This is a genomic window from Sphingomonas insulae (assembly GCF_010450875.1).
Taxonomy (GTDB): Bacteria; Pseudomonadota; Alphaproteobacteria; order Sphingomonadales; family Sphingomonadaceae; genus Sphingomonas; species Sphingomonas insulae.
The window spans coordinates 741,762-764,784 of the sequence record NZ_CP048422.1 but is presented as its reverse complement, the minus strand read 5'-3'; the positions used below and the strand labels follow the sequence as shown (position 1 = coordinate 764,784).

Annotated in this window: 26 protein-coding genes and 1 pseudogene; 12 read left to right on the top strand and 15 right to left on the bottom strand. The window is 68.4% G+C overall.

All coding sequences use genetic code 11. The features are described 5' to 3' along the window. Positions 1–10: 10 nt before the first annotated feature. From GTH33_RS05280 to GTH33_RS05255, 6 genes are all read right to left on the bottom strand, one after another. Positions 11–631 (bottom strand): MarC family protein, encoded by a 621-nt coding sequence (locus tag GTH33_RS05280; protein ID WP_163957406.1) that lies wholly within the window; start codon positions 629–631, stop codon positions 11–13. Beyond that, on the bottom strand, positions 628–1,494 hold the full coding sequence (gene folD, locus GTH33_RS05275) for a bifunctional methylenetetrahydrofolate dehydrogenase/methenyltetrahydrofolate cyclohydrolase FolD (protein ID WP_163957405.1): 867 nt from the start codon (positions 1,492–1,494) through the stop codon (positions 628–630). The genes GTH33_RS05280 and folD overlap by 4 nt, the downstream gene beginning before the upstream one ends. Then, a complete protein-coding gene (locus GTH33_RS05270; RefSeq protein ID WP_163957404.1) occupies positions 1,491–1,793 on the bottom strand; it encodes a DUF167 family protein in 303 nt (100 codons plus the stop codon). The genes folD and GTH33_RS05270 overlap by 4 nt, the downstream gene beginning before the upstream one ends. A gap of 4 nt (positions 1,794–1,797) precedes the next feature. Next, positions 1,798–2,109 (bottom strand): YggT family protein, encoded by a 312-nt coding sequence (locus GTH33_RS05265; protein ID WP_163957403.1) that lies wholly within the window; start codon positions 2,107–2,109, stop codon positions 1,798–1,800. 192 nt (positions 2,110–2,301) lie between these two features. After that, a complete protein-coding gene (argB, locus tag GTH33_RS05260; RefSeq protein WP_163957402.1) occupies positions 2,302–3,213 on the bottom strand; it encodes an acetylglutamate kinase in 912 nt (303 codons plus the stop codon). 31 nt (positions 3,214–3,244) lie between these two features. After that, the gene (locus tag GTH33_RS05255; protein WP_163957401.1) at positions 3,245–3,925 is read right to left on the bottom strand and encodes a queuosine precursor transporter; all 681 of its coding nucleotides are present in this window, start codon (positions 3,923–3,925) and stop codon (positions 3,245–3,247) included. 316 nt (positions 3,926–4,241) lie between these two features. Between GTH33_RS05255 and GTH33_RS05250 the strand changes: the two are divergent. Together GTH33_RS05250 and GTH33_RS05245 are read left to right on the top strand one after the other, a co-directional pair. Further along, positions 4,242–5,572: pseudogene (locus GTH33_RS05250) on the top strand (NupC/NupG family nucleoside CNT transporter). Between the two features lie 10 nt (positions 5,573–5,582). After that, entirely contained in the window at positions 5,583–6,938 is a 1,356-nt protein-coding gene (locus tag GTH33_RS05245) for an amino acid permease (RefSeq protein WP_208404112.1), read from the top strand. 81 nt (positions 6,939–7,019) lie between these two features. Here GTH33_RS05245 and GTH33_RS17850 read toward each other — a convergent pair whose 3' ends face one another. Both GTH33_RS17850 and GTH33_RS05240 read right to left on the bottom strand, forming a co-directional pair. Beyond that, positions 7,020–7,166, bottom strand: a complete 147-nt coding sequence (locus GTH33_RS17850) for a hypothetical protein (protein WP_166753169.1) — start codon at positions 7,164–7,166, stop codon at positions 7,020–7,022. A gap of 10 nt (positions 7,167–7,176) precedes the next feature. Continuing rightward, a complete protein-coding gene (locus GTH33_RS05240) occupies positions 7,177–8,046 on the bottom strand; it encodes a 3-hydroxybutyryl-CoA dehydrogenase (protein ID WP_163957400.1) in 870 nt (289 codons plus the stop codon). A 92-nt stretch (positions 8,047–8,138) separates the two neighbouring features. Here GTH33_RS05240 and GTH33_RS05235 point away from each other — a divergent pair, with 92 nt between their 5' ends. Further along, complete coding sequence (locus GTH33_RS05235) at positions 8,139–8,996, top strand: CPBP family intramembrane glutamic endopeptidase (RefSeq protein ID WP_163957399.1); 858 nt, start codon at positions 8,139–8,141, stop codon at positions 8,994–8,996. On the opposite strand, the gene egtD is transcribed toward GTH33_RS05235, so the two are convergent. Further along, positions 8,972–9,949: an L-histidine N(alpha)-methyltransferase gene (gene egtD / locus GTH33_RS05230; RefSeq protein ID WP_163957398.1), complete on the bottom strand. Its 978-nt coding sequence runs from the start codon at positions 9,947–9,949 to the stop codon at positions 8,972–8,974. The genes GTH33_RS05235 and egtD overlap by 25 nt on opposite strands. Continuing rightward, a complete protein-coding gene (gene egtB / locus GTH33_RS05225) occupies positions 9,949–11,202 on the bottom strand; it encodes an ergothioneine biosynthesis protein EgtB (protein ID WP_163957397.1) in 1,254 nt (417 codons plus the stop codon). Before egtB ends, egtD begins: the two co-directional genes overlap by 1 nt. A 180-nt stretch (positions 11,203–11,382) precedes the next feature. Here egtB and GTH33_RS05220 point away from each other — a divergent pair, with 180 nt between their 5' ends. The 6 genes from GTH33_RS05220 (at position 11,383) to GTH33_RS05195 (ending at position 17,098) form a co-directional block, all read left to right on the top strand. After that, the gene (locus tag GTH33_RS05220; protein WP_163957396.1) at positions 11,383–12,597 is read left to right on the top strand and encodes an MFS transporter; all 1,215 of its coding nucleotides are present in this window, start codon (positions 11,383–11,385) and stop codon (positions 12,595–12,597) included. Continuing rightward, positions 12,594–13,805: a Na+/H+ antiporter NhaA gene (gene nhaA, locus GTH33_RS05215; protein WP_163957395.1), complete on the top strand. Its 1,212-nt coding sequence runs from the start codon at positions 12,594–12,596 to the stop codon at positions 13,803–13,805. Before GTH33_RS05220 ends, nhaA begins: the two co-directional genes overlap by 4 nt. Then, positions 13,792–15,021: an MFS transporter gene (locus GTH33_RS05210; protein WP_163957394.1), complete on the top strand. Its 1,230-nt coding sequence runs from the start codon at positions 13,792–13,794 to the stop codon at positions 15,019–15,021. Before nhaA ends, GTH33_RS05210 begins: the two co-directional genes overlap by 14 nt. 87 nt (positions 15,022–15,108) lie before the next feature. Beyond that, positions 15,109–16,077 (top strand): serine O-acetyltransferase EpsC, encoded by a 969-nt coding sequence (gene epsC / locus GTH33_RS05205; protein WP_163957393.1) that lies wholly within the window; start codon positions 15,109–15,111, stop codon positions 16,075–16,077. Then, a complete protein-coding gene (locus GTH33_RS05200) occupies positions 16,077–16,856 on the top strand; it encodes a gamma-glutamyl-gamma-aminobutyrate hydrolase family protein (protein WP_163957392.1) in 780 nt (259 codons plus the stop codon). Before epsC ends, GTH33_RS05200 begins: the two co-directional genes overlap by 1 nt. Next, a complete protein-coding gene (locus GTH33_RS05195; RefSeq protein ID WP_163957391.1) occupies positions 16,853–17,098 on the top strand; it encodes a hypothetical protein in 246 nt (81 codons plus the stop codon). Before GTH33_RS05200 ends, GTH33_RS05195 begins: the two co-directional genes overlap by 4 nt. 89 nt (positions 17,099–17,187) lie before the next feature. On the opposite strand, the gene GTH33_RS18410 is transcribed toward GTH33_RS05195, so the two are convergent. Beyond that, a complete protein-coding gene (locus GTH33_RS18410) occupies positions 17,188–17,331 on the bottom strand; it encodes an acylphosphatase (RefSeq protein ID WP_420853548.1) in 144 nt (47 codons plus the stop codon). A 28-nt stretch (positions 17,332–17,359) separates the two neighbouring features. On the opposite strand from GTH33_RS18410, the gene GTH33_RS18405 reads away from it, so the two are divergent. Further along, positions 17,360–17,527: a hypothetical protein gene (locus GTH33_RS18405; RefSeq protein ID WP_163957389.1), complete on the top strand. Its 168-nt coding sequence runs from the start codon at positions 17,360–17,362 to the stop codon at positions 17,525–17,527. A 58-nt stretch (positions 17,528–17,585) separates the two neighbouring features. Here the strand turns inward: GTH33_RS18405 and GTH33_RS05180 are convergent, their stop codons facing one another. The 3 genes from GTH33_RS05180 to sucC form a co-directional block, all read right to left on the bottom strand. Next, entirely contained in the window at positions 17,586–18,515 is a 930-nt protein-coding gene (locus GTH33_RS05180; protein ID WP_163957388.1) for an electron transfer flavoprotein subunit alpha/FixB family protein, read from the bottom strand. Continuing rightward, positions 18,512–19,258 carry an electron transfer flavoprotein subunit beta/FixA family protein gene (locus tag GTH33_RS05175; RefSeq protein ID WP_163957387.1) on the bottom strand — a complete coding sequence of 249 codons (747 nt, stop codon included), beginning with the start codon at positions 19,256–19,258 and terminating at the stop codon, positions 18,512–18,514. Before GTH33_RS05175 ends, GTH33_RS05180 begins: the two co-directional genes overlap by 4 nt. A 331-nt stretch (positions 19,259–19,589) precedes the next feature. Beyond that, positions 19,590–20,789, bottom strand: a complete 1,200-nt coding sequence (gene sucC / locus GTH33_RS05170) for an ADP-forming succinate--CoA ligase subunit beta (RefSeq protein ID WP_163957386.1) — start codon at positions 20,787–20,789, stop codon at positions 19,590–19,592. A gap of 130 nt (positions 20,790–20,919) precedes the next feature. Here sucC and GTH33_RS05165 point away from each other — a divergent pair, with 130 nt between their 5' ends. Then, positions 20,920–21,438, top strand: coding sequence for a sterol desaturase family protein (locus GTH33_RS05165; RefSeq protein ID WP_163957385.1), 519 nt, complete (start codon positions 20,920–20,922; stop codon positions 21,436–21,438). A gap of 25 nt (positions 21,439–21,463) precedes the next feature. Further along, positions 21,464–21,814: a PilZ domain-containing protein gene (locus GTH33_RS05160; protein ID WP_163957384.1), complete on the top strand. Its 351-nt coding sequence runs from the start codon at positions 21,464–21,466 to the stop codon at positions 21,812–21,814. Between the two features lie 162 nt (positions 21,815–21,976). Here the strand turns inward: GTH33_RS05160 and GTH33_RS05155 are convergent, their stop codons facing one another. Then, a complete protein-coding gene (locus tag GTH33_RS05155; RefSeq protein WP_163957383.1) occupies positions 21,977–22,924 on the bottom strand; it encodes a ribose-phosphate pyrophosphokinase in 948 nt (315 codons plus the stop codon). Positions 22,925–23,023 lie beyond the last annotated feature (99 nt).

The window sequence follows — 23,023 nt, the reverse complement described above, 5'->3', positions numbered from 1 at the left end:
TCAGGTCAGGTCAGCGCAGGCTGACCTGCAGGCCATCCATCACGAACTGCACCGCCAGCGCCGCCAGCAACACGCCGAGCAGGCGGGTGATGACCGCCTCGATCCGGGTGCCGAGCAGGCGCATCAGCGGCCCGGCGGCGAGCAGCGCGGCAAGGGTCAGCAACAGGATCGTCGCCATGGCGCCCAGCACCACCAGCGTCGCCTCCACCCCGGTCGTGCGCGCCATCAGCAGCATGACCGTCGCGATCGATCCCGGACCGGCGATCATCGGCATCGCCATCGGAAAGATCGAGACGTCCTCGACCTCCGGATCCGCGGCGACCTCGGCGGCACGATCCTCGCGGCGCTGGGTGCGCTTTTCGAACACCATCTCCAGCGCGATGAGGAACAGCATGATGCCGCCGGCGATGCGGAAGCTCGCCAGGCTGATGCCGAGGCCGCGCAACAGGTCTTCGCCGACCAGCGCGAAGACCAGCAGGATCGCGGTGGCGACGCCGACCGCGCGGATCGCCATCGCCCGCCGCTGCGCCGCCGACGCCCCCGCGGACAGGCCGGCATAGATCGGTGCGCAGCCGGGCGGATCGATCACCACGAAGAACGTGATGAGCGACGAGACGAACAGCTCGATCACAGCCCTGCCTCGACGGCGTCGCGGCGGCACGCGGACACGTAGGTGTTGCGGATCAGGCAGGCGATCGTCATCGGCCCGACCCCGCCCGGCACCGGCGTGATCGCCCCTGCGACCCCGCACGCGGAGGCGAAGTCGACGTCGCCGACCAGCCCGGCATCGGTGCGGTTGATGCCGACGTCGATGACGGTCGCACCGGGCTTGATCCAGTCGCCCTTGACGAAGTGCGGGATGCCGACCGCGGCGACGACGATATCCGCCCGGCGGGTATGCGCGGCGACGTCGCGGGTGCGGCTGTGCACGATGGTGACGGTGCAGCTCTGCTGGAGCAGCAGCTGCGCCATCGGCTTGCCGACGATGTTGGAACGACCGACGACCACCGCCTCCAGCCCGGACAGCTGCGGATGCACGTCCTGCAACAGCATCAGGCAGCCGAGCGGCGTGCACGGCACGAAGCCCTCGGCGCCGATCGCCAGCCGGCCGGCATTGACCGGGTGGAAGCCGTCGACATCCTTGTCGGGATCGATCGCGAGCAGCACGGCCTGCGCATCGATATGCGCCGGCAGCGGCAGCTGGACGAGGATGCCGTCGACCGCGGGATCGGCGTTCAGGCTGGCCACCAGCGCCAGCAGCGTGGCCGAATCGGTGTCGGCGGGCAGCCGATGCTCGAAGCTCTCCATGCCGGCATCGCGCGTCGCCTTGCCCTTGTTGCGGACATAGACGGCGGACGCGGGGTCTTCGCCGACCAGCACCACCGCCAGCCCCGGCGCGCGGCCGGTGGACTGGCGAAACGTCGCGACATGGGCGGCGATACGGGTGCGGAGCGCAAGGGCATGCGCCTTGCCGTCGATGATCGTGGCGGTCATGCCGCGACCTCATAGAGACTGGCGGCGATCTTCGCCAGCGCGTGCGGGTCGCCGGCGATATGCAGCCGCTTCAGCCGCGCGGTGTCGCCGGCGATCAGTCGCACCGCGCGCCGCGGTACGCCGAAGGTGGCGGCGACGAGCGCCAGCAGGGCCGCATTCGCCTTGCCGTCGACCGGCGGTGCGGCAAGGCGGGCGACGACATGCGCATCGCCGCCCGCCGCCAATGCGTCGCGTCCGCCGCGCGGCGTGACGCGGACGGCAAGGACGATGCCGTCGTCCCGCTCCGCCCACGCCGCCATGCGATCACATCGCGCCGTTCGCCATCAGGCTGACCGCGAGGTTGGGCAAGATGACGCTGTCGAGGATGCGGATGACGATCAGCACGACCAGCGGCGCAAGGTCGATGCCGCTGATGTTCGGCAGGATGCGGCGGAGCGGCCGGTAGAGCGGCTCGGTCAGCCGGTCGAGGCCATAGTGCAGCGAGCTGACGAAGTTGTTCGACGTGTTGATGACGTTGAACACGATCAGCAACGACAGCACGAACTGGATCATGATGATCCACCACAGGACGTTCAGCAGCACCTGGATGATCTGGATGAGGGTAAGCGCGATCACGCGTGGCTCCGAAGTTGGGGTGTACGCCGGACCTAGCGGGTTCGGGCGTCGGCGAACAGGGGCGTCGGCGAACCGGGGCGCCGGGAACGGACGTGTCGGCCCCTGCCCCATCGGCCCTTGCCCGATCGACGCCCCGCTGCGCCGGCGGCGTCAGGCGTCAGGCGTCAGGCGTCGGGCGTCGGGCGTCGGGCGTCAGGCGTGGACCAGCGTCCCCGCACCGGCCGAGGTGAAGATCTCCAGCAGCATCGCATGGGGTACCCGGCCATCGAGGATCACCGCGGCGTCCACTCCCGATTCGACCGCGGCGACGCAGGTATCGACCTTGGGGATCATGCCGCCGCTGATCGTCCCGTCCGCCTTCAGCGCCGCGATCCGCTCGGGGTCGAGATCGGTCAGCAGCCGCTTGTCCTTGTCGAGCACGCCGGCGACGTCGGTCAGCAGGAAGAAGCGCGACGCGCCGAGCGCGCCGGCGATCGCACCGGCCATCGTATCAGCATTGATGTTATAGGTGTGGCCGTCGGCACCCAGCGCGATCGGCGCGACAACGGGGATGATGCCGCTGCCCGACAGCGTGTCGAGGATCGTGCGATCGACCGCCACCGGCTCGCCGACGAAGCCCAGGTCGACGTGCCGCTCGATCCCCTGCAACGTATCGGGCGTGTCGCGCCCGACCTTCACCGCGGTGACCAGATTGGCGTCCTTGCCCGAAATGCCGACGGCGCGGCCGCCCGCCTGCCCGATCCAGGCGACGATTTCCTTGTTGATCGACCCCGCCAGCACCATTTCCGCGATCCGCGCCGTTTCGGCATCGGTGACGCGCAGCCCGTCGACGAAGCGCGATTCGACGCCCAGCCGCTTCAGCATCGCGCCGATCTGCGGCCCGCCGCCATGGACGACGACCGGGTTGATGCCCACCGCCTTCAGCAGCACCACGTCCTCCGCGAAGTCGCGGGCGAGCTCGGGGTCGCCCATCGCATGCCCGCCGTATTTCACGACGAACGTCTGCCCCGCATAGCGCTGCAGATACGGCAGCGCCTCGGTCAGCGTTTCGGCCTTGGCGAGCAGCGCGGCGGTGGCGGGCGAGGCGGCGGGCGAGTCGGTCATGGACGCGCCCTTAGCGGCCTATCCCCCGGCTTCAAAGGGGCCGGCGATCCAGCCGGCGACCCAGGCCGACGAACACATAGATCAGCGGCGGCACCAGCAGCGCCGACAGCGTCACCTTGGCGATCATCTGGCCGATCAGCAGCTCGCCGATCGGAAAGACCCCGAAAAAGGCGATGGTCGCGAACAGGAAGGTATCGACGATCTGGCTCAGCATGCTGGCGATGCCCGCGCGCAGCCACAACAGGCTCGCGCCCTCGCGCCCCTTCAGCCAGGAAAAGATCGTGACGTTCAGCGTCTGCGAGATGCCATAGGCGACGATGCCGCCGAACCATATCCGCCAGGTCGCGCCCAGGATCAGCTGGATCGCATCGCGATTGGCGGGCTGCATATCGGGCGAGGCCGGCAGCAGGTGGACGATCCACGACAGGACGATCGATACGATCAGCGGCACGAACCCGAACAGCACCAGCTTGTTGGCGGTCGCCCCGCCGTGCAGTTCGGCGACCGCGCTCGACACGACGACAAGCAGCAGGAAGGCGAAGATGCCCGCCTCCACCGCCAGCGGCCCGACGCCGAACACCGGCCCCAGCGCCGAAAGCGGACCCAGCGCGACCTGCTTGTTGCCGAGCACGCCGGCGATGCAGACCATGCCGCCGTAGAAGATCGAATAGGCGAAGAGCGAGCGCGGAATGGCGCGGGCGGGGGTATCCATCGCCGCGACGCTAGCGGGTTTGGCGCCAAGATCAAACCGGTTGCCGCCGGCGGGCGCTGCCGATGCGCATGCTCCTCGCCCCCAATCCACCCCTCACCCCGGACGTGTTCCGGGGTCCACTCCGCAGCGAGGCGCACGGCTCAAGCCCCTTGCTCTACGCTCGCGCCCCGGTGGACCCCGGAACACGTCCGGGGTGAGGGAGGGAGCTTGGCGGAGCACAGCCCACCCCCATTCCCGCTGGCCTCACGAAAAACGCCGTGTATGCTGGCCTGTCGCTGCCGGGGGGCTGCGGCAATTCATTCCCGCAGGGCCATTCATGCATCGTATCCTGATCGGCATAGCCGGCATCCTCGTCATTCTGGGCATCGCTTTCGCCCTGTCCACCGATCGCCGGGCGATCCGGCTGCGCGTGGTCGGCGCCGCATTCGCGTTACAGGCGGTGATCGCGACGATCGTGCTGTACTGGGGGCCGGGGCGCGCCGCCCTTGCCGGGGCGTCCGCCGGGGTCTCGGCGCTGCTCGGCTATTCGCAAAAGGGTACCGAGTTCCTCTTCGGCAAGCTCGCCGCGCCCGAAATCGGCGGCCAGAGCTTCGCCATCGCGGCGCTGCCGGTCATCATCTTCTTCGCCAGCCTCGTCTCGATCCTCTATTATCTCGGCGTGATGCAGCTGGTGGTCCGCTGGGTCGGCGGCGCGATCGAAAAGGTCGTCGGGACCTCGAAGGTCGAATCGCTGTGTGCCGCCGCGAACATCTTCGTCGGCCAGTCGGAATCGCCACTGGTCATCCGCCCCTATCTCGCCGGCCTCACTCCGCCGCAGCTGTTCACGGTCATGACCAGCGGCATGGCGGGCGTCGCCGGTACGATCCTGGCGGCCTATGCCTCGATGGGCATCCGCATCGAATACCTCCTCGCCGCCAGCTTCATGGCGGCGCCCGGCGGCATCCTGATGGCTAAGATCATCATGCCCGACCGCAGCATGCCCCCGAAGGGGAACTGCCGCTCGGCGACGTTCCCGACGCCGACCGCCAGATCGCGCTTGCCGACCATCGCGTCAGCGGCGCCGGCCCCGCCGCGCTGCTGCCGGAAGGAACGCCGGGCGAGCCGCTGCCCGACGCCAGCCACGACGAGGAAAAGCCCGCCAACCTCATCATGGCCGCCGCCCAGGGGGCGCAGACCGGCGTGCGCCTCGCCGTCGCGGTCGGCGCGATGGTGCTGGCGTTCGTCGCGCTCGTCGCCCTCGCCAACGGGCTGCTCGGCGGGATCGGCAACATGGTCGGCCTGCCCGGCCTCAGCTTCCAGGCCCTGCTCGGCTATGTCTTCCAGCCGGTGATGTTCCTGCTCAACGTGCCGTGGAACGAAGCGGGGATCGCCGGCGGCCTGTTCGGCGAAAAGATCGTGCTGAACGAATTCGTCGCCTATATCGACCTGGGTCAGCAAAAGGGCCTGTCGCACCAGACCGTCGCCGTGGTCACCTTTGCGCTGTGCGGGTTCGCCAATTTCTCGTCGATCGCGATCCAGATGGCGGTCACCGGCAGCCTTGCCCCCAACCAGCGGCCGATGATCGCGAAGCTCGGGTTGCGCGCGCTGGCGGCGGGCAGCCTCGCCAACCTGATGTCGGCGGCGCTCGCCGGGCTGCTGATCGGCTGATCGCCCCGGCATGACCGGCCTCAGGCGCTCCCTCGGGTCGGGCCAGCTTGCGATGATCGCGATCGGCGGCGCGGTCGGCACCGGGCTGTTCCTCGGCAGTGGCTTTGCGATCGGGCTCGCCGGCCCCGCCGTCCTGGTCAGCTATGCGATCGGCGGGCTCGTCACGCTGGCATTGATGGGGTGCCTGGCCGAAATGACGGTGGCGGACCCGGCGACCGGATCGTTCGGCCTGTTCGCGGAACGCTATCTCGGCCGGTTCGCCGGCTTTCTCGTCCGCTACGCCTATGTCACCTGCATCATCCTGGCGATCGGGACCGAGGTGACGGCGGTCGCCATCTATATGCGATACTGGGCACCGGACGTACCGGGGCTGTGGTGGATCGCCGGCTTCGCGCTCGCGCTGCTGGCGGTGAACCTCGCCAGCGTGCGCCTGTTCGGCGCGGTCGAATACGTCTTTTCCGCGATCAAGATCGCCGCGATCATGGGGTTCGTCGCGGTCGGACTGTGGGTGATCGTGCGCAGCGGGATCGGCCTGACGCACTATACCGCGCATGGCGGCTTCGCACCCAATGGCATTCGCGGCATCTGGACCGCGGTGATCGTGTCGATCTTCAGCTACCTGAGTATCGAGATGATCGCCGTCGCCGCCGGCGAGGCGCATGACCCCGAACGTGCGATCGTTCGCGCGTTTCGCTCGACGATGGTGCGGCTGGCGCTCTTCTATCTCGGCAGCCTCGCGGTGATGCTGGCGATCGTCCCGTGGACGCAGGCCGGCACCGCGACGAGCCCGTTCGTGACGGTGATGCAGGCGACCGGCGTGCCCTATGCCGCGGGCGTCATCAACGCGGTGGTGCTGATCGCCGCATTGTCGGCGATGAACAGCCAGCTCTACACCGCGTCGCGCATGCTGTTCAGCCTGGCGGAAAGCGGCCTGGCCCCCCGCCGGCTGGCGCGGGTGGGCACGCGGGGCGTGCCGGTGCAGGCGTTGCTGGTATCGGCGGCGGGGATCGGTGTGGCCGGCGGCGTCTATGCCTGGCGGCCGGACGCGGCGTTCGGGGTGATGATCGCGGTGTCGATCTTCGGCGCGCTGTTCACCTGGGGGATGATCTTCGTCACCCATCTGGCATTCCGGCGTCGTCACGGCGCGCCGGCGGCGTTCCGGATGTGGGGCTATCCGGGGACGAGCATCGTCGGTGCGGGCGCGATTCTTGCGATCCTGCTGACGACCCCGTTCACCGCGCCATTCGCGCTGACCCTGGTGTACGGCGTGCCGTTTTTGGCGGTGCTGGCGCTGGTCTATCTCGTCCGGTTCAGTGCCCTTTCGTCATCCCGACGAAAGTCGGGACCCATGGATGCAGGCGGGTGATGGGAAGGCGACCCGACCCAACGCATTGAAAGCATGGATCCCGGCGTTCGCCGGGATGACGAATGGAGGCGACCGGCGTCCTTATTCGTCCGTCCGCATCTTCACCTTGTTGGGCAGGTCCTTGCCCTTGGTGCGACGCGAGGGCAGCTGCACCGGGTTCTTCTTCTTCCACTCCTTGTACGTCATCGGCCCGTCGGGCGTCTCGACGATCGTATCGTCCAGGCTCATCGCATCATCCTCAGCGTGTCGGCTCCGGCGTCGGGCCGCTGTAATCGTAGAAGCCGCGACCGGTTTTGCGGCCATACCATCCCGCCTCGACATATTTCACCAGCAGCGGTGCCGGGCGGAACTTGGGATCGCCCGTCCCCTCGAACAACACGCGCGTGATCTCCAGGCAGGTGTCGAGGCCGATGAAGTCGGCCAGCGTCAGCGGCCCCATCGGATGGTTGAGGCCCAGTTGGCAGGCAAGATCGATGTCGCGGATGGTCGCGACGCCCTCACCCAGCGCGAACACCGCCTCGTTGATCATCGGCATCAGCACGCGGTTGACGATGAATCCCGGCGCGTCGTTGGCGCGCACCACCGCCTTGCCGAGCCGATCGGCATAGTCCTCGATCGTCGCGACCGTGGCGTCCGAGGTGGCAAGGCCGCGGATCACCTCGATCAGGCCCATCACCGGCACCGGGTTGAAGAAGTGCACGCCGATGAAGCGCGCCGGATCGGGCGTCGCCTGCGCCAGCCGCGTGATCGGGATCGACGAGGTGTTGGAGGCAAGGACGGCATCCGCCGCCAGCACCGCGCCGACATCCTTGAAGATCGCGCGCTTGATCTCCTCACGCTCCGTCGCCGCCTCGATCACCAGCCCGCATTCGCCCATCGTCGCGACGCCGGCGACCGGTTCGATCCGGGCGAGCGTCGCATCGCGGGTCGCCGCGTCGATCTTTTCCTTCTCGACCGCCCGCGCCAGCTGCCTGGCGATCCCCGCCTTGCCCGCCTCGGCACGTTCGGCCGACACGTCGGTCAGGATGACGCGATAACCCGCCGTGGCCGAAACCTGCGCGATGCCCGCGCCCATCTGGCCCGCACCGATGACACCGACTGCCCGCATTTCCGACTCTCCATCTCGTTTGCCCGACGCCATAGCGGCTTTCGCCGCCGCTGCCAGCCGGATAGGCTCATCGCCACAGGGGACGTGCGGATATGATCGACATGGGCGATGCGGGCGTATTAGCACCAGGCCGGTTTCGGGCGGTGCGGGCGATCGTGTGGATGGTGCTGCTGTTCGGCGTCGCCTCGTTCCTGCTGTTTCCCGGGTGGCTGCGCGTGCCAGCGCTGTATCGCGACATGGCGCGGGTGGTGACGACGATCCTCGCTTATGCCGCCTATGCCGTCGCGGTCCACCGGGGCGAGCGGCGCGGACCGGTCGAGATCGCCCCGCGCCCGCTGTTGCCCGAGTTGGCGGCCGGCCTCGCGATCGGGGCGGGCATGTTCGCGCTCGTCTTCGCCATCCTGCGGTTTGCGGGGGCCTATACGATTGCGGCGGGAGTCTGGAACGACTGGCCGAGCGACCTGCTCGATGCGCTGCGCACCGGTTTCGCCGAAGAGCTGCTGTTGCGCCTGATCGTGTTCCGCCTGCTGATGCGCGCGGTGGGGATGTGGCCGGCGCTGACGCTATCGGCGCTGCTCTTCGGGGCGCTGCACCTCGCCAATCCCCATGCGAGCTATGTCGCCGCGGTCGCGATCGTGGTCGAGGCGGGGCTGATGCTCGCCGCCTTCTACCTGCTCAACGGTCGCATCTGGATGGCGGTCGGCGTCCACGCGGCGTGGAATTTCGTGCAGGGGCCGGTCTTCGGCGCGCGCGTTTCGGGCGGTACCGACGCGGGCAGCGCGTTCGTCAGCGCTCCGGTCGCCGGTACGCCCGACTGGCTAAGCGGTGGAGCGTTCGGACCCGAGGCCTCGTTACCCGCGGTCATCGTCGGCTTTGCGGTGTTCGTCGTGGTGCTGCGTGCGGCCCTGTCGCGCCGGCCGAGGGATCAGGGCGCGGGACGTTCCGCCTGAGCCTCGGCAAGGTAGAGGGCGAACAGGCCGTCGGGGTCGGTCCATTCGTGGATCGGCGTCCATCCGCCCGAACGCAGCAGGATACGGGCATCGCGAGAGCCGTATTTGTGGCTGTTCTCGGTATGGATGCTCTCTCCCGCGGCAAGGTCGAACGGGCGAGCGTCGACGACGAAATCGACCGCGCGGATCGCGACCAGATGCATCTCGATCCGCGCGCGATCGTCGTTCCAGCGCGCCTCGTGCCGAAAGGCGTCGACGGGGATGGTGCCGCCCAGTTCGCGGTTGATCCGTTCCAGCAGGTTGAGGTTGAACGCCGCGGTGACGCCATCCTCGTCGTCATAGGCGGCGACCAGCGTCGCCTCGTCCTTGATCCGGTCCATGCCGACCAGCAGCATCGCGCCCTCGCCCAGCGACGCGCGCATCGTGCGCAGCAGGTCGACCGCCATCAGCGGGATCATGTTGCCGATCGTCGATCCGGGAAAGAACCCGAGCTTCGGCACGTCGGCGACGGTGTGCGGCAGGGCGAGCGGACGCATGAAGTCCGCCTCGAACGGCAACACCAGCAGGTCCGGGAACGCCTGCGACAGGACGCGCGAGGATTCGCGCAGAAAATCGCCCGAGATGTCGATCGGCACATAGGCCGACGGTGCCGTGCAGCGCAGCAGCAGCGGCGTCTTGGTCGACGATCCCGAACCGAATTCGACCACCGCACGGCCGCGGCCGGCGATCTCGGCGACCTCCGGACATATCCGCTCCAGGATCGCGGTTTCGGTGCGCGTCGGATAATATTCGCGCAGGTTCGTGATATCCTCGAACAGCTCCGACCCGCGCCGGTCGTAGAACCAGCGCGCCGGGATCGCGCGGGGACGGCGTTCCAGGCCGGCGAGCACGTCGGCGCGGAACTGCGGATCGGCCAGCGTCTGCTCGCCGTCCTCGATTTCGGGCTTCAACATCAGATGTCCTTGGCGAGGCGGACGCCGGTGAACTGCCAGCGTTGGTGAGGATAGAAGAAATTGCGATAGCTGGCGCGGGCATGGCCGCGCGGCGTGGCGCAGCTGCCGCCGCGCAACACGAACTGGCCGCTCATGAACTTGCCGTTATATTCGCCCACCGCGCCTTCGACCGCGCGAAAGCCGGGATAGGGGCGATAGGCGCTGCCGGTCCATTCCCACACATCGCCGAAAAAGGCGGGGCCGTCGGCGGCCGGTCGCGGCTCCACCGCGCCGGCGGCGTCCATCTGGTTGCCGCCGTTCGCGTCATGGGCCTGCGCCGCCGCCTCCCATTCGAATTCGGTCGGCAGGCGCATACCGGCCCAGCTGGCATAGGCGTCCGCCTCGAAGAAGCTGACGTGCGTCACCGGTGCCGCCGGGTCGATCGGGCGGCGACCGTCCAGCCCCATCCGCGTCCAGCCGCCATTGCGCTCTTCCCAATACATCGGCGCGACGATGCCCTCCGCCCGCACCCACGCCCAGCCGTCGGCAAGCCAGTGCGCCGGATCGCGATAGCCGCCATCGGCGATGAACGCCGCCCATTCGCCGTTGGTGACGGTGCGATCGGCGATCGCATGGTCGACCAGCAACGCATCGTGGCGCGGCCCTTCGCAATCGAAGGCGAACCCGTCGCCGTCATGCCCGACGCGGACGATCCCGGCGGCGCGTTCGATCCAGCCGATCGGGCCGGGCATCCCCACCGGCACCTTGGGCGCGGGCGACCAGATCGCCGGCTCCAGCGGATTCTCGCCGAACAGGTGGAGGATGTCGGTGACCAGCAGCTCCTGGTGCTGCTCCTCGTGGTGGCACCCCAGCGCCACCAGCTCCAGCGCCGCTTCGGGCAATGCGGTCAGATGCGCCATCACCGCCGCATCGACATGCGCGCGATAGGCACGCACCTCGTCCAGCGTCGGCCGCGTGATCATGCCGCGGCGATCGCGGGCATGGCGCCGCCCCTCCGCCTCGTAATAGCTGTTGAACAGGAAGGGGAAGCGCGCGTCGTGCAGCCGATATCCCGGAACGTGATCGCGCAGTACGAACGTTTCGAAGAACCAGCTGGTATGCGCCAGGTGCCATTTCGCCGGGGACGCATCGGGCATCGATTGCACCGTCGCGTCGGCATCCGACAATGGCGCCGTCAGCGCCAGGCTGAGCGCGCGGACCGAGGCATAGCGCCGCGCGAGCGGGCTTTGCGAGCTGGGGGCGACCTTCAACATGACGAACTCTCCCCCGCGCGGCTTAGCGCAAGCCAGCAAAGCGCACGAGAACGCAAAGGGTTGCACCGAAGACCGGACGCCCGACAGGCAATGCTGGCGGCGGATCGGCGCGGGAACTCCCGCCCCCCGCGATCCGTTCCGCATGTTGCACCGCAGCAAAAGCTGGATACAGCCGATCCCATGACGTTACGACAGACCGCCGCGGCCCATCCCGGCCTCGTCCACCTCGCGCTCGCCGTTGGCGGGTTTGCGATCGGTACGACCGAATTCGCCGCGATGAGCCTCGAACCCGATCTTGCCCGCGGCCTCAGCGTCGACGCGCCGACGGTGGGCCACATCATCAGCGCCTATGCGCTGGGCGTCGTCGTCGGGGCGCCGACGATCGCGGTCCTGTCGGCGCGGCTGTCGCGGCGCATCCTGCTGATCGGGCTGATGGCGCTGTTCGCGATCGGCAACACCCTGTCCGCGCTGGCGCCGACCTATGGCTGGATGCTGGCGTTCCGCTTCCTCGCCGGGCTGCCGCACGGCGCCTATTTCGGCATCGCATCGCTGGTCGCGGCATCTTTGGTCCCTGCCGACCGACGGACGCAGGCGGTCGGACGCGTCATGCTGGGCCTGACCGTGGCGACGATCGTCGGCGTACCCTTCGCGACGCTGCTGGGACAGGTCGCCAGCTGGCGCTGGGTCTTCGCGCTGGTCGGCGTCCTCGCGCTTGCCACGGCGACGCTGGTGGCCCTGCTCGCGCCCATCGACACGCCCGACCGCGACGCCAGCCCGCTGCGCGAACTGGGCGCGTTGCAGCGCTCGCAGGTGTGGCTGACGCTCGGCACGGGCGCGATCGGCTTCGGCGGAATGTTCGCCGTCTATACCTATCTGGCATCGACGCTGATGGACGTCACCGGCGTATCGGCACGGATGGTGCCGGTCGTCCTCGCGGTGTTCGGCGCCGGCATGACGATCGGCAATCTGGTGGTCCCGCGCTTCGCCGACCGGGCGCTGATGCCGACCGCCGGCGCACTGCTCCTGTGGTCGGCAGCCGCCCTCGCGCTGTATCCGCTCGCCGCGGGCGGCATGGCGACGATGATGCTCGACGTGTTCGCCATCGGCCTGGGCGGGGCGCTCGGCACCGTGCTGCAGACGCGGCTGATGGATGTCGCGGGCGATGCGCAGGCCCTGGCGGCCGCGCTCAACCATTCGGCGTTCAACACCGCCAATGCGATCGGCCCCTGGCTCGGCGGCCTCGCCATCGCCGGCGGCTTCGGCTGGACCTCGACCGGCATCGTCGGTTGCGGGCTGGCGCTCGGTGGCCTCGCGATCTGGGCGGTGTCCTATGCGGTCCAGCGCGGCGGCATCGGCTTGCCACGGGCGGCCGAACCGTTACCCGACAACGGATGACCATCCGCCTGCCCCGCCGCGGCGTGCACAGCGCCTTGCGTGATTTCCTGCACAGCGAGGCGGCGGGCGGTATCGTGCTGATCGCCGCCGCGGTCTGCGCGATGATCGTCGCCAACCTGCCGGCCACCGCACACGCTTACGAAGCGTTCCTGCATCACCGCACGGGGCCGGTGCTCGCCGGTGCGCTTGGCCCGATGACGGTGCATTTGTGGATCAACGACGGGTTGATGGCGCTGTTCTTCCTGCTCGTCGGGCTGGAGATCAAGCGCGAGTTCGTCGATGGCCGCCTTGCCAGTGCCGATCGCCGCCGGTTGCCCTTCATCGCCGCGGCCGCGGGCATGGCCGTACCGGCGCTGGTGTTCCTGGTCGTCGCCGGTGCGGAGCCGGGGCTGCAACCCGGCTGGGCGATTCCCGCCGCGACCGACATCGCCTTTGCGATCGGCGTGCTGGCGTTGCTCGGCAGCCGCATTCCCTCGGCATTGAAACTGCTGCTGACGACGGTGGCGATCGTCGACGACATGGGCGCGGTCGCGATCATCGCCGTCGCCTATACCGATTCGATCCAGGTGTTCAGCCTGGCCGGTGCGGCGCTCGCGCTGATCGTGCTCTACGTCCTCAACCGCCGCAAGGTGATGGCGCTGTGGCCGTATCTGCTGGTCGGCGCGGCGCTGTGGCTGTTCGTCCTGCAATCGGGCATCCACGCGACGATCGCCGGCGTCCTGACCGCGATGCTCATCCCCATCCGCCCGTCTCCGGGCGCGCCGGACGATGCGACCTCGCCGCTGCATCGCTTGGAACATCGCCTGCACCCATGGGTCGCCTTTGCGATCGTGCCGCTGTTCGGTTTCGCCAATGCCGGCGTGTCGCTGGCGGGGGCGACCATCGCCACGCTCGCCGAACCGCTGGTGCTGGGCATCGCGCTCGGCCTGTTCCTGGGCAAGCAGCTCGGCATCTTCGCCGCGATCTGGGGTGCGGACCGGCTGGGAATCGCCCGGCGGCCCAATGGCGTCAGCTGGGCCCAGATCTACGGAATGACCCTGGTCGCCGGCATCGGCTTTACCATGAGCCTGTTCATCGGCGGCCTCGCCTTTGCCGACGCTGCGCTGATCGAACGGGTCAAGATCGGCGTCCTCGCCGGCTCGATCGCTTCGGCCCTCGCCGGCATCGTGGTGCTCGTCGCCTGCGGCAGACCGCATGCCGCCCGCTGAAGTGCCGCTGCGCCAAGGGACGCCCGCCTATCGCCGGCTGACGCTGGCGATGCTGTTCGCCGGCTTCTCGACCTTTTCCCTGCTCTATTCGGTACAGCCGCTGCTGCCACTGTTCGCGACCGATTACGGGCTCAGCGCCGAAGGAGCGTCGCTGGCGGTGTCGCTGGCCACCGGTCCGCTGGCGATCGGCATCCTGTTCGCCGGCATCCTGTCCGACCGGCTCGGCCGCCGCCCGTTGATGGTGTGGGCGATGTTCGTGGCCGGCGCATTGACGCTTGCCGCCGCGCTGGTGCCGGGCTGGACCGCGTTGCTGGCGCTGCGCCTGCTCACCGGCATCGCGCTGGCGGGCGTGCCGGCGGTCGCGATGGCCTATGTCGCCGAAGAGGTCGATGCCGCCTCGGTCGGTGCGGCGATGGGACTCTACATCGCCGGCAGCGCGATCGGCGGCATGGGCGGGCGACTGGTCGCCAGCCTGGTCGCCGACGTCGCCGGCTGGCGCTGGGCATTGGGCAGCGTCGGCCTCGCCGGCGTGGCGATGGCGGAGGGGTTTCGCCGCCTCGCGCCGCCATCGCGCGGCTTCGTCGCCGGTGCCGGCGCCGGCCCGCTCGCCGGAATCGCCGCACTGGTCCGCGACCGGGCCCTGCCGCTTCTGTATGCGGAGGCGTTCCTGCTGATGGGCGTCTTCGTCACCATCTACAATTACGCCGGTTTCCGGCTGCTCGCGCCGCCCTATAGTCTCAGCCAGGCTGCGGTGGGCCTCGTCTTCCTGCTCTACATCCTCGGTTCGGCGAGTTCGGCGGCGTTCGGCTCCTTTGCCGGCCGGGTCGGGCGACGGCGCGTGTTCTGGCTGCCGGTCGTGCTGCTGATCGGCGGCGTCGCCGCGACCGCGGCGCGCCCGCTGGCGCTGGTGATCGCGGGCATCGCGCTGGTGACGATCGGCTTCTTCGGCGCCCACTCGATCGCCAGCGCCTGGGTGGGGCGGCGCGCGCAGGGCAATCGCGGACAGGCGGCGGCGTTCTACCTGTTCTTCTATTATCTGGGGTCGAGCGTCCTCGGCTCGGCCGGCGGCGTCGCCTGGAGCCATGGCGGATGGCGGGGCGTCGCGCTGTTCTGCCTCGCGCTCGGCGCCCTCGCTTTGGCGCTGGGCGCGCTCCTTGCCAGGATACCCCCGCTCCCCGACCCGGAAAAGCCCGCGACCGCCCCCGTCGAGCCCTGAACGGCTCGTCCCGGCTTCGCATCGGGATAGCTTTTCTTTCTATTCCTATCATCGGAGTAGGATATCGTCGCGGGCGGAGGTAGTCGCATGACCACGCAACGACGATCGGCGGAAACGCCGCGCCCCGGCGCAACGTTGGGCGAGGCCGTCACTGCGCTTGGCAGCGCCCGCGCGGCGTGGCGCGATCGCCAGCCGCGGGGACGGGCCGCCGCCATGTTCCCCTCGCGCGGCGCGGTGGAGCGGATCGTCGAACTGCTTGCCGAGGCGCTGTATCCACGCCGGCTGGGCCTGCAGCGCATCGCCCCCGCCGACGAGGACCGCTTCGTCGCCGCCAAGCTCGCCGCCGCCTTCACCGAGCTGGAGCGCGAGGTCGACCGCGAGCTCGGCTATTGGCAGGCGGAGGCGAGCGCCGCGTTCGACTCCGATCAGGCCGCCACCATCGTCCGCCTGTTCGCCGGCACGCTGGGCGACATCCGCCGGCTGGTCGACAGCGATGTCGAGGCCGCGTTCCTGGGCGATCCCGCCGCCGGCAGCACCGATGAGATCCTCGTCTGCTATCCCGGCGCGATCGCCAGCCTGCACCACCGCATCGCGCACCAGTTGCACGGCCTTGGCGCGCCGATCGTCGCACGGATGATCTCCGAACTCGCCAACGAACGCACCGGCATCGACATTCACCCCGGCGCGACCATCGGCGAACGGTTCTTCATCGATCACGGCACCGGCGTCGTCATCGGTGAAACCGCCATCGTCGGCCATGGCGTGCGCCTGTACCAGCACGTCACCCTCGGCGCGCGCAGCCCGCTCGGTGCGGCACGGCGAAACCCGCGCGAACGCTACGCACGCCATCCGATCGTCGGTGACGACGTCGTGATCTATGCCGGCGCGACGATCCTCGGCCGAGTCACCATCGGTGCGGGCGCGACGATCGGCGGCAACGTCTGGCTGCTGGCCGACGTGCCGCCGGGCGGCGTCGTGGTCCAGCCGGAGGCGGACCTGCTCGCCCCCTCCGCCGGGCACGCCCTGCGCGATACGCTGGTGCAGGCGGTGGTGTGATGGGGCAGACCGTGGATCCGGCCCGGCGCCCGGTCATCGGCGTCCTGTGCTGCAACGAAGTCGCAGGTCGACCGGTGCAGGTGGTCGCCAGCCGCTTCGTCGCGCCGCTGACCCGGCTGGCGGATGCGACCGTGCTGCTGGTGCCGGCCATGCCCGACACGGCGGATGTCGGAACGCTCGCCGCGATCCTCGACGGGCTGCTGCTTACCGGATCGCGCAGTCACGTCGCGCCCCGGCGCTATGGCGGCAGCGCGCTGCCTGCGGGCCAGACGCTCGACGAAGACCGCGACGAAGTGGCGCTGGCACTCGCCGGCCGCCTGATCGAGGCGGGCAAGCCGGTGTTCGGCATCTGCCGGGGATTGCAGGAACTCAACGTCCTGTTCGGGGGCTCGCTCTGCGCCGCCGCCGACGCCGGCCGCCATCATCGCGGTGCCTGGGACGACGATTACGAATCGCTTTTCCACCACGGCCACGACGTCGAACTCAGCGCCCGCGGGCGCCTCGCCGATGCGACCGGCGCGCGGCGGGTGCGGGTCAATTCGGTGCATCAGCAGGGCATCGACCGGCTCGGCGGCGGCCTGTCGATCGAAGCCATCGATCCCGACGACGGACTGGTCGAGGCGGTGTCGGCCCACCCCTGCGGCGCGGATGTGCTCGCCGTCCAATGGCATCCCGAATGGGACGCCGACACCTCGTCCGCCAGTCGCGCCTTTTTCTCGCTGATCGGCGCCGGCCTGCGCCGCGGCACCCCACGAATGTCAACACGGAGGACGGAATGAAAACTATCACTCTCGCACCGGCGCTCGCGCTCGCCACCCTAGGCCTTGCCGCCTGCGGCCCGAAGACCGACGCCGGCAACAACACCGTCGCCACCGACACGCTGACCCTCAATGAAGAGGGCGACGCGGGCCTCGGCAACAGCGATGCCCTCGACGTGAACCGCACCGACACCGCACCGGGCAACGACGCCGCAGCGGCCGGTGAACCGGCGTCAGCCCCTGCAGAAGGCAACACCCGCTAACGCATCCCCCGGACACGCCAGGAAAGCTCCCCAGGCGTAGACTGACGGCCCGATCATGCTGGGATCGGGCCGTTTTTTTGGGCGCGGCGTCAGGCCGTCGGCCGTCTCGTGAAGCCCTCCAGCCGTTCGCCCGACCCGTCTTCGCCGACCATCACATCGACCACGCGCGACGCCGACGATCCCCGCCGCGCCAGTTCGACGATCATCGCCACCCTCTCGTCCGGTCCCTGCACCACCGCCTCGACGCTGGCATCGGCGCGGTTGGCTATCGAACCGGGGCAGCACGATCCCGGCTGGTGGGTGCTGATCGCGCTGCGGCGGGTCGGGTTGGTATGGGGCCTGCGGGAGCCGGAGATGCTGGCACCGCGGCAGGGGTTGCGGCGGGTGCCCCGGGCCGATCGATCGACGCTGTCCGCGGCGCGGGGATGACGCCCGCATCGGTCGTCGCTGCGGTAACGGCGGGCAGTATGCTGCCCGCCGTTCGCCGTCAGAGCTTCTCGGTCAGTTCCGGCACGACCTTGAACAGGTCGCCGACCAGGCCGATGTCCGCGACCTGGAAGATCGGCGCATCCTCGTCCTTGTTGATCGCAACGATGACCTTGCTGTCCTTCATGCCGGCGAGATGCTGGATCGCGCCCGAGATGCCGACCGCCACATAGACTTCCGGCGCGACGATCTTGCCGGTCTGGCCGACCTGATAGTCGTTCGGCGCATAGCCGGCATCGACCGCGGCGCGGCTGGCGCCGACGCCGGCACCGAGCTTGTCGGCCAGCGGGTCGATCAGCGCGTGGAACTGCTCGCCCGATCCGAGCGCGCGGCCACCCGACACGATGATCTTCGCGCTGGTCAGTTCGGGACGGGCATTCTCGGCGATCTCCGCACTGACGAAGGTCGAGATGCCGGTATCGCCCTTCGACGCGACCGCCTCGATCTCCGCCGAACCGCCGTCGGTCGCCGCCTTCTCGAACGCGGTGCCGCGAACGGTGATGACCTTCTTGGCGTCCGAGGTCTGCACCGTCGCGATGGCATTGCCGGCGTAGATCGGGCGCGTGAACGTGTCCTCGCTCTCCACCGACAGGATATCGCTGATCTGCATCACGTCCAGCAGGGCGGCGACACGGGGGGCGACGTTCTTGCCGGTCGTGGTCGACGGCGCGACGAAGGCATCGTGATGCCCCATCAGTTCGACCACCAGCGGCGCGACGTTTTCGGCCAGCGCATGCGCATAGGCGGCATCGTCGGCGACATGGACCTTGCCGACGCCGGCGATCTTCGCCGCCGCCTGCGCGACCGCATCGACGCCCTGGCCCGCAACCAGCAGGTGGACTTCGCCCAGCTTCGATGCAGCGGTGACCGCGGCGAGCGTGGCATCCTTGACGGCGCTGCCGTCATGTTCGACCCAGACGAGCGTCTTCACTTGGCAATCCCCATCGCATGCAGCTTGGTGACGAGTTCGTCGACATCGGCGACCTTGACGCCCGCCTGCCGCTTGCCCGGCTCGACGACCTTCAGCGTGGTATGGCGCGGGGTGACGTCGACGCCGTAATCGGCGGCGGTCTTCTGCGCCATCGGCTTCGACTTGGCCTTCATGATGTTGGGCAGCGAGGCATAGCGCGGCTCGTTGAGGCGCAGGTCCGTCGTGACGATCGCGGGCAGCGGGAACGTGTCGGTTTCCAGGCCACCATCGACTTCGCGCGTCACCGTGACGTCGCTCGCCGTCAGCTCGACCTTGGATGCGAACGTACCCTGACCCCGGTTCAGCAGTCCCGCCAGCATCTGGCCGGTCTGGTTATTGTCGTCGTCGATCGCCTGCTTGCCCAGGATGACAAGGCTCGGCTGCTCTTCCTCGACGATCTTGGCGAGGATCTTGGCGACGCCCAGCGGCTCGACCTTGGTCTGCGACGTGACGAGGATCGCGCGATCGGCGCCCATCGCCAGCGCGGTACGCAGCGTCTCCTGCGCCTTCTGCTCACCGATCGATACCACGACGATTTCGGTGACGCCCTTGTCTTTGAGGCGAATCGCCTCCTCGACCGCGATCTCGTCGAACGGGTTCATGCTCATCTTGACGTTGGCCAGGTCGACGCCCGAACCATCCGCCTTCACGCGGGGCTTCACGTTATAGTCAAGCACCCGCTTGACCGGCACCAGCACCTTCATCAGCTTCCTTCCGATTGCGCCTCCGATGCCGTTTTATGGCATCGTATCGGCGGGTCACATGGCTATTTTCCGCGGTTTTCGCAAGTCGGGTACGGAAAGTGCCCTTTGCCGTAACGGCATCCATCCTGTGCCAAACGAATCGGGCTCGGACATGATGCCCGAGCCCGAGAATTTTTTCTGTCCTTACGTCACCCCGGACTGGTTCCGGGGGCCACCATGCGGCTTGGTGAGCCGCCAGCGACTCTGGCCGATACGCTTGTGGACGAGTGAACCCCGGAACCAGCTCGGGATGACGGAGCATGTATGGAACCGCCCCGTCCCTCACCAATGGTTACGCCGCCTTCTGCACCTCGGCGACGATCTTCTTCGCCGCATCGCCCAGGTCGTTCGCCGGCACGATCGCGAGGCCGCTGTTGGCCAGGATGTCCTTGCCGGCCTGCACGTTGGTGCCTTCCAGACGGACGACGAGAGGCACCGACAGATTCACTTCCTTCGCCGCGGCGACGATGCCCTCGGCAATGATGTCGCACTTCATGATGCCGCCGAAGATATTGACCAGGATGCCCTTCACCGCGGGATCGGCGAGGATGATCTTGAACGCCGCGGTCACCTTCTCCTTGTTGGCGCCGCCGCCGACGTCGAGGAAGTTGGCCGGGAACATGCCGTTGAGCTTGATGATGTCCATCGTCGCCATGGCGAGGCCGGCGCCGTTGACCATGCAGCCAATGTCGCCGTCGAGCTTGATGTAGGCGAGGTCGTACTTCGACGCCTCCAGCTCCATCGCGTCCTCTTCGGTGGTGTCGCGCAACTCCATCAGGTCCTTGTGACGGAACATCGCGTTGCCATCGAAGCCGACCTTGGCGTCGAGCACCATCAGCTTGCCGTCGTCGGTGACGGCGAGCGGGTTGATCTCGATCTGCTCGGCATCGGTGCCGAGGAACGCATCGTACAGCTTCGCCGCGACGTTCGCCGCCTGCTTGGCGAGATCGCCCGACAATTCGAGCGCCGCCGCGACCGCACGGCCGTGATGCGGCATGAAGCCGGTCGCGGTGTCGATGTCGATCGAGTGGATCTTCTCGGGCGTGTCGTGCGCCACGGTCTCGATGTCCATGCCGCCTTCGGTGCTGGCGACCATCGACACGCGGCCGGTCGCGCGGTTGACGAGCAGCGCGAGGTAAAATTCCTTGGCGATGTCGACGCCATCGGTCACGTACAGGCGATTGACCTGCTTGCCCGCATCACCCGTCTGGATGGTGACGAGCGTGTTGCCGAGCATGTCGGTCGCCGCCGCGCGAACCTCGTCGGCGGTCTTGGCGAGGCGGACGCCGCCCTTGGCGTCAGGGCCCAGTTCCTTGAACTTGCCCTTGCCGCGGCCGCCGGCGTGGATCTGCGCCTTGACGACATAGAGCGGTCCGGGAAGCTTTTCGGTGGCGGCGACGGCTTCCTCGACGCTCATCGCGGCGAAGCCGGCGGGAACGGGCACGCCGAACTTGGCGAGGAGTTCCTTGGCTTGATATTCGTGGATGTTCATGGCCTGCCTCGCGTTATGCTATAAAGAGGAGATTGAGGGGCCTTTTGCACAGGAGGCCCGGCGAATCCACCCCGGATCGACAGCGGGGCCCATTCGTTATCGCAAACGCTTCGCATTAGACGGAACCCGCATGACCTGGCTGCACGGCATCCTCCTCTTCCTCGCGACGGTGATCGGCATGGAAGGCTTCGCCTATGCCGCCCACCGGTGGGTCATGCATGGCTGGGGCTGGTTCCTGCACGCCAGCCACCACACCCGGCGCGAGGGGAATTGGGAACTCAACGATCTGTATGCGGCGATCTTCGCCGTCCCCTCGTTCCTGCTGATCTTCGGCGGGCTGCAACTGGGCTGGTGGCCCGGCTTCACCTGGATCGGCGCCGGCGTCGCGGCCTATGGCGCGATCTATTTCGGCTTCCACGACATCATCGTGCACCAGCGTATTCCGACACGCTATCTGCCCAAGTCGCCGTACATGAAGCGGATCGTGCAGGCGCACCGGCTGCACCACGTCGTCGAGACGCGCGAAGGCAACGTCAGCTTCGGTTTCCTCGTCGCGCCGAAGCCGGAACGGCTGAAGGCCGAACTGAAGCGGCGCGGGCGCCAGGGCGTGCGCGCGCCGGATCGCGACAGGACATTGGCAGAAAAGTAACCATTGGCGTGGCATCCGTCGCGTTATGGAACAGCCGATCTTCACCCCGCCGTACGAGCCGGCCGCCCTCGACGACGGTGACGGCAGCGACGAGTCGCGCCGGGCGCTGCGCAAGGCGGTCAAGATGCGCGCGCATCTGCGCGATCGCGGGCAGACGCGGTTCGAGATCGAGGTGACCGACCTGTCGCTCTCCGGCTTCCGCGCCGAGACGAGCTTCACCCTGTGGCCGGGTACGGTCGTCTGGCTGACGCTGCCGGGCCTCGCAGGACTGGAAGCGGTGGTCGCGTGGCGCGACAAGTTCAAATACGGCTGCGCCTTCGCCAAGCCGCTCCACCCGGCGGTCTTCGATCATATCATCGCATTGTCGCAGCGGTAGGTCCGGCCACACCCTGACCGGAACGCGCAGCGCAACCGCAAGGCCGGTCGGCCCCATCCGATGGTGGCTATGCCGTCGTCGCTGACCGTCCCGCCCTGACAGGGTCGCGCATCATGCCCGACATGGCCGACGGACGAAACAGACCGCCGGCCGCTCCCGCGATCAGTCGAACAGGCTCGACACGCTCGTCTCGTCCGCGATCCGCTTGATCGCCTCGCCCAGCAATGGCGCGATCGGCAGGTGCCGGATGCGCCCCGCCTGACCGTCCTTGGGCCGGATCGAGTCGTGGTTGCCGATCGAATCGGTGATGACCAGTTCGCGCAGCGCCGATCCCTCGACCCGCGCCACCGCACCGCCCGACAGCACGCCATGCGTCACATAGGCGACGACGTCCTCCGCCCCCGCCTCGCGCAAGGCCGCCGCCGCGTTGCACAGCGTGCCCGCCGAATCGACGATATCGTCGATCAGGATGCAGAAGCGGCCCTCGACGTCGCCGATGATGTTCATCACCTCCGATTCGCCGGCGCGCTCGCGGCGCTTGTCGACGATCGCCAGCGGCGCGTTGTCGAGCCGCTTGGCGAGCTGGCGCGCACGCACCACGCCGCCGACGTCGGGCGACACCACCATCATGTTGCGGCCCTTGAATCGGGCGTTGATGTCCGCGGACATCACCGGCGCGGCATACAGGTTGTCGGTCGGGATATCGAAGAAGCCCTGGATCTGCCCGGCGTGCAGGTCGACCGACAGCACGCGATCGGCGCCCGCGACGGTGATGAGGTTGGCGACCAGCTTGGCCGAGATCGGCGTGCGCGGCCCCGGCTTCCGGTCCTGCCGCGCATAGCCCATGTACGGGATCACGGCGGTGATGCGCCGCGCCGACGACCGCTTCAGCGCATCGATGATGATGAGCATTTCCATCAAATTGTCGTTCGCCGGAAAGCCGGTCGACTGGAGCACGAACACGTCTTCGCCGCGCACGTTCTCCTGGATCTCGACGAAGATCTCCTCGTCGGCGAAGCGGCGGACCAGCGCATCGGTCAGCGGGATTTCGAGATAGGCTGCAATCTCCCGCGCCAGCGGAAGGTTCGAATTGCCGGTTATCAGTTTCATCGCGCTTGGCTCCGCCCCATCGATGCTGCGCGCCTTAGAGCCACCGTCACGAAACCGAAAGCATCATCGGACGCCCGCAGTCCCCATCCGGTCCACCTT

Excerpts from the sequence above, each read along its gene's own strand:
- GTH33_RS05195 (WP_163957391.1), top strand. The coding sequence starts at position 16,853 with ATGAAAACTATCACTCTCGCACCGGCGCTCGCGCTCGCCACCCTAGGC.
- egtB (WP_163957397.1), bottom strand. The coding sequence starts at position 11,202 with ATGTTGAAGGTCGCCCCCAGCTCGCAAAGCCCGCTCGCGCGGCGCTAT.
- GTH33_RS05245 (WP_208404112.1), top strand. The coding sequence starts at position 5,583 with ATGACCGGCCTCAGGCGCTCCCTCGGGTCGGGCCAGCTTGCGATGATC.
- nhaA (WP_163957395.1), top strand. The coding sequence starts at position 12,594 with ATGACCATCCGCCTGCCCCGCCGCGGCGTGCACAGCGCCTTGCGTGAT.
- GTH33_RS05235 (WP_163957399.1), top strand. The coding sequence starts at position 8,139 with ATGATCGACATGGGCGATGCGGGCGTATTAGCACCAGGCCGGTTTCGG.
- GTH33_RS05240 (WP_163957400.1), bottom strand. The coding sequence starts at position 8,046 with ATGCGGGCAGTCGGTGTCATCGGTGCGGGCCAGATGGGCGCGGGCATC.
- epsC (WP_163957393.1), top strand. The coding sequence starts at position 15,109 with ATGACCACGCAACGACGATCGGCGGAAACGCCGCGCCCCGGCGCAACG.
- GTH33_RS05165 (WP_163957385.1), top strand. The coding sequence starts at position 20,920 with ATGACCTGGCTGCACGGCATCCTCCTCTTCCTCGCGACGGTGATCGGC.
- argB (WP_163957402.1), bottom strand. The coding sequence starts at position 3,213 with ATGACCGACTCGCCCGCCGCCTCGCCCGCCACCGCCGCGCTGCTCGCC.
- GTH33_RS05175 (WP_163957387.1), bottom strand. The coding sequence starts at position 19,258 with ATGAAGGTGCTGGTGCCGGTCAAGCGGGTGCTTGACTATAACGTGAAG.
- sucC (WP_163957386.1), bottom strand. The coding sequence starts at position 20,789 with ATGAACATCCACGAATATCAAGCCAAGGAACTCCTCGCCAAGTTCGGC.
- GTH33_RS05210 (WP_163957394.1), top strand. The coding sequence starts at position 13,792 with ATGCCGCCCGCTGAAGTGCCGCTGCGCCAAGGGACGCCCGCCTATCGC.
- GTH33_RS05155 (WP_163957383.1), bottom strand. The coding sequence starts at position 22,924 with ATGAAACTGATAACCGGCAATTCGAACCTTCCGCTGGCGCGGGAGATT.
- GTH33_RS17850 (WP_166753169.1), bottom strand. The coding sequence starts at position 7,166 with ATGAGCCTGGACGATACGATCGTCGAGACGCCCGACGGGCCGATGACG.
- egtD (WP_163957398.1), bottom strand. The coding sequence starts at position 9,949 with ATGTTGAAGCCCGAAATCGAGGACGGCGAGCAGACGCTGGCCGATCCG.
- GTH33_RS05200 (WP_163957392.1), top strand. The coding sequence starts at position 16,077 with ATGGGGCAGACCGTGGATCCGGCCCGGCGCCCGGTCATCGGCGTCCTG.
- GTH33_RS05160 (WP_163957384.1), top strand. The coding sequence starts at position 21,464 with ATGGAACAGCCGATCTTCACCCCGCCGTACGAGCCGGCCGCCCTCGAC.
- GTH33_RS05270 (WP_163957404.1), bottom strand. The coding sequence starts at position 1,793 with ATGGCGGCGTGGGCGGAGCGGGACGACGGCATCGTCCTTGCCGTCCGC.
- GTH33_RS05255 (WP_163957401.1), bottom strand. The coding sequence starts at position 3,925 with ATGGATACCCCCGCCCGCGCCATTCCGCGCTCGCTCTTCGCCTATTCG.
- folD (WP_163957405.1), bottom strand. The coding sequence starts at position 1,494 with ATGACCGCCACGATCATCGACGGCAAGGCGCATGCCCTTGCGCTCCGC.
- GTH33_RS05220 (WP_163957396.1), top strand. The coding sequence starts at position 11,383 with ATGACGTTACGACAGACCGCCGCGGCCCATCCCGGCCTCGTCCACCTC.